At 40.1% G+C, this 15,564-nt stretch carries 14 protein-coding genes, 2 tRNA genes and 1 pseudogene; 7 read left to right on the top strand and 10 right to left on the bottom strand.

Annotated features, from left to right (window positions below):
* The first annotated feature begins 150 nt into the window (after positions 1-150).
* The 4 genes from greB (at position 151) to PV763_RS11325 (ending at position 2,403) form a co-directional block, all read left to right on the top strand.
* A complete protein-coding gene (gene greB / locus PV763_RS11340; RefSeq protein ID WP_224215616.1) occupies positions 151-645 on the top strand; it encodes a transcription elongation factor GreB in 495 nt (164 codons plus the stop codon).
* 88 nt (positions 646-733) lie between these two features.
* Positions 734-823, top strand: a tRNA-Ser gene (locus PV763_RS11335).
* 178 nt (positions 824-1,001) lie between these two features.
* Positions 1,002-1,463 (top strand): hypothetical protein, encoded by a 462-nt coding sequence (locus PV763_RS11330; RefSeq protein WP_151813681.1) that lies wholly within the window; start codon positions 1,002-1,004, stop codon positions 1,461-1,463.
* Positions 1,464-1,482: 19 nt separating this feature from the next.
* Positions 1,483-2,403: a hypothetical protein gene (locus tag PV763_RS11325; RefSeq protein ID WP_255031916.1), complete on the top strand. Its 921-nt coding sequence runs from the start codon at positions 1,483-1,485 to the stop codon at positions 2,401-2,403.
* On the opposite strand, the gene PV763_RS11320 is transcribed toward PV763_RS11325, so the two are convergent.
* From PV763_RS11320 to PV763_RS11290, 7 genes are all read right to left on the bottom strand, one after another.
* Positions 2,400-2,576, bottom strand: coding sequence for a hypothetical protein (locus PV763_RS11320; protein WP_004987258.1), 177 nt, complete (start codon positions 2,574-2,576; stop codon positions 2,400-2,402). The two genes, PV763_RS11325 and PV763_RS11320, sit on opposite strands and share 4 nt — an antisense overlap.
* Positions 2,569-2,889 (bottom strand): hypothetical protein, encoded by a 321-nt coding sequence (locus PV763_RS11315; RefSeq protein ID WP_086264178.1) that lies wholly within the window; start codon positions 2,887-2,889, stop codon positions 2,569-2,571. The genes PV763_RS11320 and PV763_RS11315 overlap by 8 nt, the downstream gene beginning before the upstream one ends.
* The gene (locus tag PV763_RS11310; protein ID WP_420937859.1) at positions 2,889-3,266 is read right to left on the bottom strand and encodes a DUF5681 domain-containing protein; all 378 of its coding nucleotides are present in this window, start codon (positions 3,264-3,266) and stop codon (positions 2,889-2,891) included. The genes PV763_RS11315 and PV763_RS11310 overlap by 1 nt, the downstream gene beginning before the upstream one ends.
* Positions 3,267-3,355: 89 nt before the next feature.
* Positions 3,356-4,072, bottom strand: coding sequence for a hypothetical protein (locus tag PV763_RS11305; RefSeq protein ID WP_420937858.1), 717 nt, complete (start codon positions 4,070-4,072; stop codon positions 3,356-3,358).
* A 627-nt stretch (positions 4,073-4,699) separates the two neighbouring features.
* Complete coding sequence (locus PV763_RS11300; RefSeq protein ID WP_420937857.1) at positions 4,700-6,694, bottom strand: AAA family ATPase; 1,995 nt, start codon at positions 6,692-6,694, stop codon at positions 4,700-4,702.
* A gap of 138 nt (positions 6,695-6,832) precedes the next feature.
* Entirely contained in the window at positions 6,833-7,075 is a 243-nt protein-coding gene (locus PV763_RS11295; protein ID WP_178319577.1) for a helix-turn-helix transcriptional regulator, read from the bottom strand.
* A 200-nt stretch (positions 7,076-7,275) separates the two neighbouring features.
* Positions 7,276-8,484, bottom strand: a complete 1,209-nt coding sequence (locus PV763_RS11290; protein ID WP_420937856.1) for a tyrosine-type recombinase/integrase — start codon at positions 8,482-8,484, stop codon at positions 7,276-7,278.
* A gap of 598 nt (positions 8,485-9,082) precedes the next feature.
* On the opposite strand from PV763_RS11290, the gene PV763_RS11285 reads away from it, so the two are divergent.
* The 3 genes from PV763_RS11285 to epmA all read left to right on the top strand — a co-directional run bounded on the left by PV763_RS11285 (position 9,083) and on the right by epmA (position 11,392).
* Positions 9,083-9,172 (top strand) — tRNA-Ser (locus PV763_RS11285).
* Positions 9,173-9,353: 181 nt separating this feature from the next.
* Positions 9,354-10,421 (top strand): 4-phosphoerythronate dehydrogenase, encoded by a 1,068-nt coding sequence (locus tag PV763_RS11280; RefSeq protein ID WP_420937855.1) that lies wholly within the window; start codon positions 9,354-9,356, stop codon positions 10,419-10,421.
* Positions 10,418-11,392 carry an EF-P lysine aminoacylase EpmA gene (gene epmA / locus PV763_RS11275; protein WP_420937854.1) on the top strand — a complete coding sequence of 325 codons (975 nt, stop codon included), beginning with the start codon at positions 10,418-10,420 and terminating at the stop codon, positions 11,390-11,392. Before PV763_RS11280 ends, epmA begins: the two co-directional genes overlap by 4 nt.
* A gap of 83 nt (positions 11,393-11,475) precedes the next feature.
* On the opposite strand, the gene PV763_RS11270 is transcribed toward epmA, so the two are convergent.
* The 3 genes and pseudogenes from PV763_RS11270 to PV763_RS11260 form a co-directional block, all read right to left on the bottom strand.
* Positions 11,476-12,711, bottom strand: coding sequence for a multifunctional CCA addition/repair protein (locus PV763_RS11270; protein ID WP_420937853.1), 1,236 nt, complete (start codon positions 12,709-12,711; stop codon positions 11,476-11,478).
* A 94-nt stretch (positions 12,712-12,805) separates the two neighbouring features.
* Complete coding sequence (locus PV763_RS11265; RefSeq protein ID WP_004280528.1) at positions 12,806-15,085, bottom strand: NADP-dependent malic enzyme; 2,280 nt, start codon at positions 15,083-15,085, stop codon at positions 12,806-12,808.
* Between the two features lie 140 nt (positions 15,086-15,225).
* Positions 15,226-15,486, bottom strand: a pseudogene (locus PV763_RS11260) (EAL domain-containing protein); the annotation flags it as partial.
* Positions 15,487-15,564 lie beyond the last annotated feature (78 nt).

Raw genomic sequence — 15,564 nt, 5'->3', positions numbered from 1 at the left:
TCAAATTTTGTACACAAATTATTTTTAAAAATAATTTTAAGATACTGAAATATAAAGTTAATTTTTTTGGAATTTTGCCATTGTGTTAAAATGGTAAATAAAATAAGCTGTTTGTAAGTTAAAACACTGAAAATATGATCAGCAAGACGTATGAAATCCAACTTAATTACCCGTGCTGGACACGATAAATTGGTGGCAGAACTTAAGAATCTCTGGCATGAAGAGCGTCCTGAAATTACCAAAAAAGTGAACTGGGCAGCCAGTCTCGGCGACCGTTCTGAAAACGCAGACTACCAATATAACAAGCAAATTTTGCGTAAAATTGATCGACGGGTCAGGTATCTCGGCAAGCGCCTCGAAGAACTGAAAATCATCGATTTTTCCCCCGAGCAAGAGGGCAAGGTCTATTTTGGTGCCTGGGTGGACATTGAAAATGAAGAAGGTGAACAAAAAACTTTACGTATTGTCGGTGTAGATGAAATTTATGATCATCATCCGCAGCATATTTCGATCAGTTCACCGATGGCACGCGCGTTATTAGGCAAGCAGGTCAATGATGAAGCCGAGGTATTGACCCCCTCCGGCAAGAAACTTTGGTTCATCAACTCAATTCGTTATGAAAAGCCAGAAAATTCAGCAGATTAATGTAATTGATTTTATTTTGTGCAGTTGATGCAGTGAAAGCATAAAAATATTTGCCAAGCATGATTTTTGTTTATATCATGTCGGCCATGGAAGCGTGGCAGAGCGGTTTAATGCACCGGTCTTGAAAACCGACGAGGGTGTGAGTCCTCCGTGAGTTCGAATCTCACCGCTTCCGCCAAATATCAATGACTTAGCCCCGATAATCGGGGCTTTGTTGTTTTTGGGGTTTATGCAACGTAAGCCTGTAGTAAGCAAAAAACAAAATTAAAAAATAAATATCTTTCATTAAATCAGTGTATTGAAGTTCTTCTCTGTGGTAATTTACTGTGTATATTTCTTAGACTAAAGAAAATGATATGAAAAAAATAATTGTGAGTATTTTAGCTTTTTCCATTTCGACTTTATCAATGGCTTATAAACCACCAGTAGGTGAGAGTAAGAGTGTTTCGGTGGGAGTAGAGGCAACTAAAGAAGAAATATTTAAAGCTTCTAAACGTGCTTTGGCTTTAGAAGGATACCAGATAACAAGTTCAGACTTGGATGCAGGTGTGATAACCACAGCTTCTAAGGACTATAGAATAGATCCAAGTTATGCTGATTGTGGTAAGGTAATGGGTATTGATTACCTTAAAGATAAGCGAACAAAAACCACAGTAGCACAGAATATTATTATTGATGACAATTCTTTAAGTATTAAAAGTAATATTCAAGGTGAATATAAAGTTGGAAGCACAACATTTGATGTGACGCTAACTTGCTTGTCAAAAGGTTTAATTGAAGCAGATTTAGCAGACAAGATTAAAAGTAATTTGAAATAAATTTCAACTAGGGGGACTTATGAAGTCAAAATTTTTGCTAACTTTTTTATTTTCCACAGTAACGAGCATAGTATATGCAGGAAACGATTGTGGCTATTCAGAACTAACTGGTACGGAATATCAAATTACAGATCAATTTAAGAAGTATGTTACTAATAGTTTTGATGCTTTTCCAAAGAAGAATGATTACAGCCAAGGTTCAATAAGAGATTATCAATCTTTGAACGAAAATAGTTTTAAAATCCTCAACACTGGAATTAGAACATTACCAAGTGAAAGATATTTACAGAGTTACTTATCCTCTTATAGATTTAGAAATATTGATTTAGATGGCACTGCATATAATTTAGATAAATCTTTTAATACCGAAGTAATTACTTCTGACTGTAAGAAGTTTTATTTGGACCCAGGATTAACATTAAAAGATATTGAATATCAAATTAAACGAACTGATGGTCAACCTATTGGCAAAAAAGACTATTTTGATTTATTAGGGGCAGCTATTGAGAAAAAGACCATAGGTGTTTCTTCTCAATATGACAAATTTGAAAAAAGAGTTGAAATTAAAACAGAGTATTTCGATAAATATTTAATACGTGGTTATTATGATCCAAGTGTGAAAAAAGTTGACTTCATACAAATTTATACAGACCTAACATTTATTGGAGATTGGGGTAATATTTCATCTTCTAAAGATACTGATTCACAAGTCCACAAAGTAACTAGAATTGATACAAATGTTGATTGTAAATCTAAAGTTTTGGGTTGTGTTCTAACAGAAACAATTGGAGTGGATGTAACTGAGCAATTCTTAAAAAACCATAAGAAAGGTTTTGAAATTAAATTAATGGGTAAACAGTCAAAAGTTTTATCAATTAATGGTGATGTTGTTACTGCCTTTCTTGAGGAGTTAAATAGAGTGAAAACTAAAACATATTAATTCCTAGTATCATCAACTAATTGTTGTTGATGTGGTACAGCAATAGCTTCCCACTCATCATAAGATAAAATAGGTGGAAAAGCGGCTACTAATTTAATAGTAGTCGCTTTGTTCTTTCTGTGGGTTTCGACTTTAGCTAAACGCTTTTGAAAGTCTTTTAATACCTTAGCCATTATCGGTATGACCACAATTAGGGTTAGGGTATTGTGCCCACGGTTGCCCCTGTAGCATGGTTTTAACCGTTACGGGTACTGTAGGGGGTACATAGTCGCTAAAGGGGTGTAATGGGCTATTTAGCTTTTCTTCAAGCTTTGCAAATAAAGGCTTAATAAACACTTCTTCAAGTTCATCGCTAGAAGCATATAAAGCCATGATGTGCATTAGATTATGCATTGCAACCAAACGTTCACTTGGTGAACCATGTGCAATATCCTGTGTAAATTTAAAACGTAAAAATTCATATTCTTCTCGGGTTGGCAGGTTCATTAGTGTTTCTCCAAAGCATTAATACGTTGTTCTAATTCATCAATTTGACGAATACCATTTAAAGCATTAATCGCTTCAATAATTTGTTTACCCACATCAGGCGCAACATTGCCGTCTGCAATAGCCTGTAAAACAGATTGTGCTTGTTCGGTTACACTTGCTGTGGCATCTAATTCAAACTGGACTGTTTCAGTCTGAGCTTTAAGAGTTGGTGCAATACGGGAAAGGACTAAGCTAGCCGCTTGCATATCGCCTGAAAGAGCAGATTGAATCACTACTTTGGCAATATCATCAGCATCAGCTAGTAGGGATTGATTTACTTTCATTCGTTTATCAATAATCCCTTTTGGACGACCTTGTGGGTTAGGGGAGTTCATCCCCTTGCGCCAATTGGGATTTCCTGCTGTTTTAGTCTTTGAATTTGTGGTCATTACAATTCCTTGATCTAAACTATTAATTATCAATTTCAAAGATCGACACGTTTGTCATTTAAAATGAATGCTTGTTCTGCTTCGTTTTTCGCTTTGCGAAGTTTTTGAATAACGTGTGATGGTTTACCCACTGCTTTTTCTACTTCTCTAAATACCAAGCCACCACGTTCACCTAGTAACGTTGCTGCATTCTTCATTACTTTTAATCGCTTAGCTAAGGAAGGATTTTGAATTTCATGGAGCTGACGTGTGTAATGTTGAACTTCAATATCAGTTAAGCCTGAGAGGTATGATGGAGCACCTAAAAGGGCTTGAAGTGTTTGCAAGTCTTTTTTCTGCTGTGCTTCTTCAATGAATTTGCGACGCTTGCTGTTATTCATATTTTTAACATGCGAACGTATTTCATTAGCCACAGGGTCATTAGCACCTGCTGTCAAAGGTGTGGTTAGTTCCTTTTCAATATGTGCAATGCTTTTACTTAGATTTGCATTTGCAGAATCAATAGATTTAGTAATTTTAAGAAGCTTCTTATTTGCAAAATCATCAGTTTGGATTAATTGAGCTGCTTCATTCCAAACTGGATTTCGCTTACTTGCTTCACGTGCTTTATGAATATCATTGATACCTTCGTAGGCTTCACTCAATGCTTGTGCAGCAATGTGAACATAAGAAGCAGTTTCTTCATCATAGCCTTGAAGATGCTTGATATTGTCTGGATGTAGTGATGGTGTAATTAGAGGATATATAGACATTTTGAACTCGCATATTGGTTGCATAATTACTTATTGCTTACAACATACGAAAAACAAATTAAAATGGCGACGAAATCAAATAGATACAAATTATTTACAGCAAATAGCAAATTATATGGGGGTATAAACAAGCATTTTTGTAGTGCGAAAAACAGCCGTTTTAAGTGGGTTTTTAGGGTAGCCAGTACCCTTGTACCAACCGAGTGCTTAAAGAGGCTATTTACCCCCGAAAGTCGTGCTAATTTCGCTATGTTTAAACCTGTATTTAGGGGGTAAAGGGGTTAATAATTTAATTAGCAGTAAGTATTCGTATTTTTAACCACAGTATTAATAATTATTGCTTTAAGCATGTAATCTATTGAGCTAAGAAATAGTTATACAAATGAACGAAATTATATAAATAGTAGAATTTGAGTTTAAAGAGTTGTTGTGGTTAGTGCGAGTTGTATTTTTCCTTGCCCCCTTAAAGGGGGGGCAAGGGTACAACTTTTAAATTGGTTGTATAAAAAAGTTGTATTACAACTTTTGTAATATTAATGACTTAGGTGGAAAGTTGTATATTATGTTGTATGAAAAAGTTGTAAGTTTTATACAACTTTTTCATACAACTTGCCGTATAAATTGTGGTTATTTATTTAGGCGTTTTATATGTTCTTTACCGGATGAAGTTAGTAATTTATCTTTAATATATCCTATTTCCTTTAGGTCGCTGATGTGTTTTGACATATTTCCTTTTTCTATATCTAGAAGTCGTGATAATTCTATTTGAGTAAATGTGGGGTTCTCGCTAATTGCCATAAGAACTCTATCGATGTTTTGTACCCTAGTTTTAGAAGTAGGTATATCAATAATAGGTTCAGGATTTACTGCTAAGGAGGTAATAAGTTCTCCATCTTCATCGTAGCCTAAATTAATAACAGACATTTTGAATTTATACCCTTTATCACTTTCACTATCTTTAGATTTTGCTATTTTGAATTGTGCTGATAAATTGCCATGTGCGGTGCATTCTAAAGCAAAGTCTAAAGAAGCATATAAACTGGAGTGTCCTCGCATCCCTTTAGTTTCATCTTTACCTGTGTGGTGAACAACTAATACAATGCCTCCAAGCTCTTGTTGGATATATTGGAAAGTTTTAATCATATTCCCCATATCTTTGCTGCTGTTTTCATCCATGTCGCCCCCTGCTTGGGCAAGAGTATCAATACAGATGACACCGCCATCTAATCTAGCATCTTTAATTTTTTCAATTAGATATTCAATATTATTTTTATCCTTAAAATTAATATTTTCAAAAATACTTAATATTTGATCATTAGAATGATTATGTACTCTCCAAGCTTCAATTCGCTTGCTAATCCCACTTTTACCCTCTAAAGGAATATAGATTACAGGTTTCTGCTTAGTATTATTTCCAAACCATGCTCTTCCATTTGCTATGTGAGCTAATAAATCAATAGTAAGAAAAGATTTGTATGTGCCCGATTTGCCATAAATGATACCAAAACCAGTTTCAGGGATAACATTTTTGATTAACCAAGTTGGGGGAGAAAGTTTTTTCAAATCCGCACTTGTCAGAAAAAATGATAATTTAGGTTTATTGAATTGTTGAATGAAAGCATCCGTATCTTTCTTTTCTTTATTCTGTCTTGATCTAATAGTTCGCAATGTGTAATCCAAATAGCGATTATCCTTAACAGCCTTTTCACGTTTGCCCAGTTCAGACATGCGGAATAAACTTCTACATTGTTCGTTACTTTCACTATAAAAACAAAACATAGACATTAATGCCAAATCAGCTTCACTTTGACTTGGGTAATCATACTCTTGCCATTTTCCGCTACATAAATTATTAAATTTTTCGGCATTGGATTGTCGCATTAATTTTTCAACAATTACATTATCCTCTTCGACTTTTTCTTTTTCTACTAGCTCAATGTTACTTGATGGCTCTAATGATGATAATTGCGTCACCATATTATTCAATAACTCAGAACGTTCGTTGATAGGTTCACTTTTAAAAGTATTACCTGTACAAACAATAAAACGTTCTTGACTGTAAACTTCAACACCCTCACGTCGTCGGCCTTCGCCAATATTTCCTTTAACCCATATATGGAAGCCTTTACCACTTCGAGAATATTCAGTATAGCTATTGAAAGTCTTAATAATGCTATCGAAACGTTCATATTGGTCTGGTGTAGTCCATTGGGATGCGTCTGTGCAGTTACTTGCATCCTTAACGTCAAGGTCAATACATGTAAAAGGATCTTCTGCGCTAAGCATATATCCAATACTGTAACCCTGCTGCTTTACTTCAATACCATGTTTATCTACATGTGTGGTAATAAGTTCGCGATTATCACAAGCTAATTTACAAGCATCATTAAAACTCATCCATGTTGCAGGGTCTGTTGACTTAGCTCCTATTACTTTCTCATTTTTTAAATAAAGGGGGGCTTTACTTGCTCCACTTACAACCCATTGAGGACGCTCTTTTAATTCGTCGGGAATATTAGCCCACAGATTTGAATTATTAATAATAGAGGTTTGCTGTGGGGCTTGGCTGCCTTGTATAGGGGCGTATGTTAAAATATCGTTGTTAGGTTTTAAGCTACTCATGCCAGTTTATTCCTATCAAAAAGACTGCTTCGGCAGTCTTTTTTTGATTGTATGTTTACGATAGGCTTAGGTCGGGAGAGGTGTTGAGCACAGGTTTCAATAAGCGCAATACGTTTAAGGTTTAGAACAGAAAATTAATTATTTGTCGGAGGTTTGAATTGAATACGAAGACGTACTTGAATGCGCTTGTGCTTCAAGCCATGCCATTAAGGTTGAACGTAAATAGCGGACACGTGACTGGGTATCTGATCCCACTTTAATAAATTGTGGTCCTTTACCTTTAGTACGCCATATTTCAAGGGTATTCTTTTTAAAGCCAAGTAATGAAGCGGCTTCTTTAGTCGTCAGTAAATCTTTATGATTGTTTGCTGAAATAGTCATGTCAAAAGTTCCTTTAGTAATGAGCTATCTGACATGCAATAAAAAAGGGACAGATAGCTCAAGTTTAAATTAACCTTGAAGCCTCTATCCCATGATAGATACAAGCTTAATAATGTAACCCATGTTACGTGAATATTAAGCGAGGTGTTTGCAGTTAAAAACAACTATATTATGTTTTATGTTAATACACAAATGATTTTTTATGATTTGCTTTTATCAATCCAATCAGCTACTTGCTGAACTTCGGGGCGTAAATATTGCAAGTGCGTAGTTTCTAAATAATGAATTGCTGTAACCCCTTTAGGCACATGGTTTGTCAGCAATTCAACCTTGTTTAAATCAATACCACAATGCGCCACTCCTATTGTGGTAAACGTCCGTCTAAGGTCATGTGCTGTAATTGGTGTTCCAGCAACTTCACTCATACGTTTCAATGAATCTCTAGGGTCAATAATGTGTCCTGACTTTGACCATGAAGCAAAAACAAAAGGTGAGCCGTCTGTTCTAGGTCTAGCTTTGAGCAGCTCTATCGCTTGAGTTGATAAGGGTAAATAGACTGGATTGTGGTTTTTAGGGTCGGGTATATGCCACCATGCTTCCTCCAAATTAACCCTATCCCAAGTTAAAGAACGAGCTTCGCCTAATCGTGCGCCTGTAAGCATTAAGAAAATGATTAAATCAATGCTTGCTAGAGTTTCACGGTTAAAAGCAGTTTCCCTTGTTGACCACAGGTATTTCCAAACATCATTTACCTTAGAATCAGGAATACGACTGGTACGAGGTTTTAATTTCACCATTTTCTTTTTAAGAATATTAACTGGGTTCTCTTGAATTAATGGTGTGCCATCTTCCTTTCTATATTCGTCCATTGCGTAATTAATTAATGCTCGCAATACGCTGAATGCTTGATTAGCTTGGGCAGGTGCAGGGGCATTACCACGTAAACCATGTTCTTTAAGTTGGTTGTAGCGTTTATTCACATCCTCACGGTTAATTGCTGCAATAGGAGTATCCTGCCATGCTTCAAAACTTGTGGTCACATGTCTGCGAATTTCACTTTGTGAACTTTCTTTAAGCGATCTGTCTTTAATGTAAGAGTCGCAAACTTCGCGTAACGTAATAGACATTAATGCATGTGCTTTTGCCTGCGCTGTTGGGCTTGTACCCATGCGCATTGTGCGTAAATGCTCGCGGGCAATGTCACGTGCTTGGTCAGGGGCAAAGACACCATACTGCCCGATAGTAATACGTTCCGAGCGACCATTAACACGGTTTTGCACAATAAAGCTAACACGACCTTTAGGGGTAACTCGAATACCGAAACCTTTTAATTCAGTATCCCATTCAAATTTATCTTTGCTGATTGGTGCAGGGTATTTGTCGATGAAGCTCTTAGTCAACTTAGGCATGATAGAACTCCTCACCGACATTGTAGTTGGCGATAAATGTAGTATGATTCATTTGTTGATTCCTAGTAGGGATATAACCACAGGCAAGGGCTATTGGCGTAGTCGCTTGCCTTTTTTGCACTGTAACTCGTAAGCAATTTGTAAGCGATACAGGGAAAGCATAAACAAGCTACATAAAACAAAATATAGCTTCAAGGCATTGTTTTGTAAAGGAATGTATGGCTTACTAAATGTTAATAAAGCCCAGTAAAGTGTAAGTCCCAATAACTTGAAAACCGACGAGGGTGTGAGTCCTCCGTGAGTTCGAATCTCACCGCTTCCGCCAAATTTTAAAAACCCAGTCAATTTGACTGGGTTTTTTTATGTCTGAATATTTTTTCAGTTGTTGATCCGCTTGATGCTGAATGTGGTTATTTCTCTCATTATTCTCTACTGAGTTAAATACAACTCAAGATCATTTCAAGATTCAAATCTTTGAATGAAAATGCCCAGGTTGGCTTTGATTTCGGATGATTTTTAGCTGAATAAGCCGCTTTTTATAGAAGTTTCGCTAAATTTTATTGCCAAAAATCTAATTTATTTATATGATGGCGGCCAAGGAAGCGTGGCAGAGCGGTTTAATGCACCGGTCTTGAAAACCGACGAGGGTGTGAGTCCTCCGTGAGTTCGAATCTCACCGCTTCCGCCAAATTTTAAAAACCCCAGTCGAAAGATTGGGGTTTTGCTTTTTGAGGCTGCAGATCTTGAATATTAAATTCTTCAGTCCTGAACTTAATTCATAAAATCTTGAAAAATGGACGTATCGGCCAAATATAGAGTCAGAGGCGTCAACGCGCTATCATACGCCCAAGCATCATATGGATCTCATTATGAAAATTGTCGCAGATGAAAATCTGGCATTTACCGATTATTTCTTTTCCGAATTTGGTGACATTCAACATTGTGCAGGGCGAACCTTAAGCGCAGATGATGTCAAAGATGCCGATAGCTTGCTGGTACGTTCAGTGACTCAGGTCAATGAAGTACTGCTACAGAATAGTTCGATCAAATTTGTGGGCAGTGCCACCATTGGTACAGATCATTTGGATATTGCTGCATTAGAACAACATGGGATTCAGTGGAGTAATGCAGCCGGCTGTAATGCGCAAGCAGTGGCTGAATATGTCATTACCGCATTATTGCAGGTACGTCCTGAATTACTCGATGCCAATGCGACATTTACCTTGGGTATTGTCGGTTTGGGTAATGTTGGAATCCGATTGGCCTACATGGCGAAGCTCTTGGGCTGGCGCGTGATTGGCTATGATCCTTTGGTGCAAAGAGAGCAGGTTGATCAAGTTGAATTTCATGAATTATTGCAGCAGGCGGAGGCAATTTCAATTCATGTCCCTTTAACCAAAACAGGTATATATCCAACCTATCATTTATTTAATGCTACTGCGTTGGCAAAAATGCAGCCTGACGCGATCCTGATTAACTCAGCGCGTGGGCCAGTGATTGAAGAAACTGCCTTAATTCAAGATATTAAAGCGACACAACGCCCCGTAATTTTGGATGTTTTTGAACACGAACCGCTGATTTCAGCAGAACTTCTGGATCTGGTGACTTTGGTGACTCCGCATATTGCCGGCTATAGCCTGGAAGGCAAGGCACGTGGTACCCAGATGATTTACGAAGCTTTTTGTCAAACTTTCGGTTTTGCAGCCAATAAACAGTTTGAATCCCAGCTGCCTATCTGTGAGCAGTTTTTTCAGGGGCAGGATTTAAAAATGGCATTGCAACAGCATTTATCCCAAATTTATGACATTGCTCGTGATGATGCCAATCTACGTGCCTGTCTCAAAGAAGGCAAAATCGATCAGCAGGCATTTGATCATTTACGTAAAACCTATCCGCTGCGTCGTGAGTGGGCAGCACATGGTGGGCCGAAGGCATGACGATGACGTATCAACCCACTTGTGACCTTCAAGCCATGCGTGCACGGGCGACCTTATATCGTCAAATCCGTCAATTTTTCGCTGAGCGGGATGTATTAGAGGTGGAAACACCGATTTTGTCTCAAGCCGGTGTGACCGATGTGCATTTAGCCTCGGTACAGGCACAGCGCCATGTGCTGGGTAAACTGAATACGCATTATTTGCAGACCTCACCCGAATTTGCTATGAAGCGCTTATTGGCCAGTGGTAGTGGACCCATTTACCAAATCTGTAAGGTCTTCCGCAATGATGAGCATGGATGCAAGCACAATAGCGAATTCACCATGCTGGAATGGTATCGCCCGGGATTTAGCTTAAAAGATCTGATGTTTGAAGTATCGGATTTGCTGAATGTGACTTTGAAAGCACGTTTTGGCGAAATCCGTCCGACCATTCTAAGCTATAAACATGCTTTCATGGATCGTCTGGATCTCAATCCACTTCAAGCCACTTTACAGGAACTGAAAGATTGCTGCCGCCGCGTTGGACTCAATCTGGATTTAGGCGAGGATCGTCTCGGTTATATCGACCTGTTATTTTCACATATGGTTGAACCTAGTCTGGGTTTTGATACTGCAGTATTCCTGACTGATTTCCCCCCTGAAATGGCATCACTGGCCAAAACCCGAACCGATGAAGATGGTGAACTGGTCGCCGCACGTTTTGAATTGTATATCGAAGGTTTAGAATTGGCCAATGCCTATGATGAGCTGATTGATGCCGACGTATTGCGTTCGCGCTTTGAGGCGGATAATGCAGAACGGGCCAAGCTGGGCTTGCATGTCATGCCGATCGATAAATATCTATTGGCAGCTTTACCGAATATGCCGGAATGTTCTGGAATTGCCCTTGGAATTGACCGTTTGTTGATGATTGCAACCAATCAAATGAAACTGGAGCAAGTGATTACTTTTCCGGCAGATATTTCCTGATGGTACTGATCCAATATTTCTTAATTCCTTTTGTGATAAAGAGAAATTAAGCTATTAAAAAAGCACCCGAGGGTGCTTTTTTATTATTCAATCGCTACGGTTTGTTGTGCTTTGAGTTCACCGAGTGCCTGAATCCGTCGTTCAATCAGCATTTCACCAATATCCGGACCCTGAATATCGGCAGGCAGGTCTTGTGCCTTGATGGCGCGTACGGTTTGCATGGCATCGAGGACATATTGTGCTTGTGGATAAGCACGATCTTCCAGACCTAGACGGCCACGTGAATCACATTCACACGCCTGGACGAAAGCTTCGACACGTTCAGGGCGACGTAACACATCCAGACGTTGCAATAATCGCCATAAGGTTCCCGGCTTAAGATTGAAGGCCTGATGGCATTTCAGATGCTCTTTGCACACCGCCAAAGCCAGCTGCTTGGTATACGTCGGCACTTTTAAACGGTCACACAGTTCATTCACTGGCTTGATGCCACGCTCTTCATGCATGATATGTCGCGGTAATTCTTCAACCGGCGTTAAAGCTTTTCCTAAGTCATGCACTAAAACGGCAAAACGTACATCCAGACTATAATTTTGACGACACGCCTGCTGCAAGGACATCATCGTGTGAATGCCGCAGTCAATTTCCGGATGATATTCTGGGCGTTGTGGAATGCCATATAAGGCATCAATCTCAGGGAATAGCACCTTTAAAGCACCACATTGACGTAATACTTCAAAATACACATCAGCATGACGTTCGGATAATGCACGGGAAGTCTCTTTCCAGACGCGTTCTGGTGTCAATGCATTTAATTCACCGGTTTCAGTCAAGCGTTGCATTAATGCCAAGGTTTCATCGGCAATCACAAAGCCTGCACTGGTATAACGGGCAGCAAAACGGGCTATTCGCAGTACGCGCAATGGATCTTCGATAAAGGCATCGGAAACATGACGTAGAATCCGGTTTTCCAGATCCTGTTGACCGCCATAGGGATCATAAACCTGGCCGGCATCATCCATGGCCATGGCATTAATGGTCAGATCGCGACGAATCAGGTCCTGTTCCAGCGTAACGCTGACATCGGTATGAAACTCAAAACCATGATAACCGGTACCAGATTTACGTTCGGTACGCGCCAGTGCGTATTCTTCTTTTGTTTGGGGATGTAGAAAAACAGGGAAATCTTTGCCTACGGGCTGATAGCCTAAGTCAAGCATTTGCGCGGGGGTTGCACCAACGACCACATAATCTTTTTCGTGATAGGGGTGTCCGAGCAAATGATCTCGAACTGCGCCGCCTACTAAATAAACTTGCATGAAAAAACCTCTATTCTTACAAGCATCATGCTACAGAATAGAGGTTTTCTCAAGTTAAGAAACGAGGCTGATGCGTCGTTATCTTGTCATTGGCTTAAAGTGCATCTTGTTCCGCTTGCTGGATTTCTGCAACAGTCAGTGCAGTCATGTTGATCACACGGCGCGTGGTCGCAGTCGGCGTCAAAATGTGGACAGGTTTCGCAGCACCTAGAAGAATTGGACCAATCGTTACGTTGTTGCCTGAAGTTGCCTTTAACAGGTTAAACGAGATATTGGCAGCATCCAGATTCGGCATGATCAGCAAGTTTGCAGAGCCTTTGAAACGTGAATTCGGGAATGCAAACTGACGAATGTTCTCATCCAGTGCAGCATCACCGTGCATTTCACCTTCAACTTCCAGCTCAGGCGCGATTTCAGACAAGATGTCATATACCTTACGCATTTTTTGCGCGCTGGCATCATGCTGGTCTGAACCGAAGCTTGAGTGAGAAAGCAGGGCAATACGTGGCGTCATACCAAAACGGCGAACTTCTTCAGCAGCTAGAATCGTCATTTCAGCTAGCTGCTCAGCCGTTGGATTGGTGTTGACATAGGTATCGGCAATGAACAGGTTACGGTCTTCAAGCATCAAGGCATTCAGGGTAAAGAAGGTATTATGACCATCTTTCTTGCCAATGATGTTGCTGACGAAGTCCAGGTGAATGTCATAGCTTGAATATGTACCACACAGCATACCGTCTGCCATACCATGTTTCACAAGCATCGCTGCGATCAGGGTAGAGCGGCGACGTGCTTCACGCTGTGCATATTCAGGTGTTACACCCTTACGCTGCATGATATTGTAGTAATCATCCGCAAACATTTCATAGTTGGGGTTCTTTTCCTGATCAACAATCGTGATATTCACGCCATCTTCAAGACGTAGACCCAATTTTTTGATGTTGGCTTCAATGACAGCTGGGCGACCCACCAGAATCGGAATTGCCAAACCGTCATCTACCGCGATTTGAACTGCGCGAAGTACACGCAGGTCTTCACCTTCTGCATAAGCAATACGTTTAGGATCAGATTTAGCCTGTTCAAAGATTGGTTTCATCATGAATGCAGAGTTGTAGACAAACTCAGACAAACGTTGACGATAATGCGAGAAATCCGTGATTGGACGTGTTGCCACGCCAGAATCCATTGCTGCTTGTGCAACAGCAGGTGCGATTTCTAGGATCAAGCGTTGATCCAGCGGGCCCGGAATCAGGTATTCACGGCCAAATGATGCCGATTTTTCACCATAAGTTGCTGCATCAGCTTCAACATGTGCCATACGTGCAATTGCATGGACACAGGCAATTTTCATTTCTTCGTTAATAGTGGTTGCACCAACGTCCAGCGCACCACGGAAGATGTACGGGAAGCACAGTGCGTTATTCACCTGGTTCGGATAGTCAGAACGGCCGGTTGCCATGATCACGTCATCACGGACTTCATGTGCATGTTCAGGCAGAATTTCTGGATCCGGGTTCGCCAAGGCAAAGATGATCGGATCTTCAGCCATGACCTTGACCATTTCTTTGGTCAGAATGCCCGCAGCAGACAGACCGAGGAACATGTCTGCGCCTGCAATTACGTCACCAAGCTGAGTAGCTTCGATGTCTTGTACATAGGCTTTCTTAGATTCATCCAGACCTTCGCGATGTGTAGTCAGCAGACCACGTGAATCGGCAACGATGATGTTCTCTTTTTTAGCACCCAGAGCGCAAAGCAGATTTAAACAAGACAGTGCAGCAGCACCCGCGCCTGAAGCCACGATCTTGATGTCTTCAATTTTTTTACCGTTGATTTGTAACGCGTTGAGGAGCGCAGAACCGACAATAATCGAAGTACCGTGCTGATCATCATGGAATACTGGAATATTCATGCGTTCACGCAATTTTTGCTCGATATAGAAACACTCTGGCGCCTTGATATCTTCAAGGTTAATCCCGCCAAAAGTCGGTTCTAATGCAGCGACAATATCCACAATTTTGTCTGGATCATTTTCAGCAATTTCGATATCGAATACATCAACGCCAGCGAATTTTTTGAATAATACGCCTTTACCTTCCATCACTGGTTTAGAAGCCAAAGGACCAATATTACCCAAGCCAAGCACGGCAGTACCGTTGGTCACTACAGCAACCAGGTTGCCACGAGCCGTATACAATGCAGCAGTTGAAGGATCGCGTTCAATCTCAAGACATGGTGCAGCTACGCCAGGCGAATAAGCAAGGGCCAAGTCACGTTGGTTGACCAATTGTTTGCTTGGTGTAACGCTGATTTTTCCCGGGGTAGGAAATTCGTGATAGTAAAGGGCCTGTTGCTTTAAAGATTGTTCGTCCATCAGTCTCTCGATCGTTGTAAAGATTACCCGGTCAGCGGGCAAAGAATTTATTTATGTTCCTGAATATACCATTTGTTAGCCAGTTCGGACAGACAAAGACGGCCGTTTTTCCAACAAACTTATTGTGGTGGGGTATGGACTTAGACTTGAGATATATAAGTCTGATGTGTCTTGTCTCGCACTAAATAAGCGGTTGCATCCTGCTCAGGAAGCGGTTTGGAAAATAAGTAACCTTGGGCAATATCACAGTCTAAATCACGTAGATATTCTAGCTGCTCTTCAGTCTCGATGCCTTCAGCGACCACGGTCATGCCCATGGCTTTACCCATCGCCACCATGGCACTGACAATGGTTGCCTGCTTGTTTTCACCAATCTTGCAAACAAAACTGCGATCAATTTTTGGTGGTGTATCAAAAAGTATGCTAAAAAAAAGCAGGTTGAATTTTGATAAAATAGAGAAATGCAAATAACTCTAGAA

Origin of the sequence: Acinetobacter sp. AS5, from assembly GCF_048957595.1 — a bacterium.
In the GTDB taxonomy this organism is placed as follows: Bacteria; Pseudomonadota; Gammaproteobacteria; order Pseudomonadales; family Moraxellaceae; genus Acinetobacter.
This window is presented reverse-complemented; position numbering and strand designations above follow the sequence as displayed.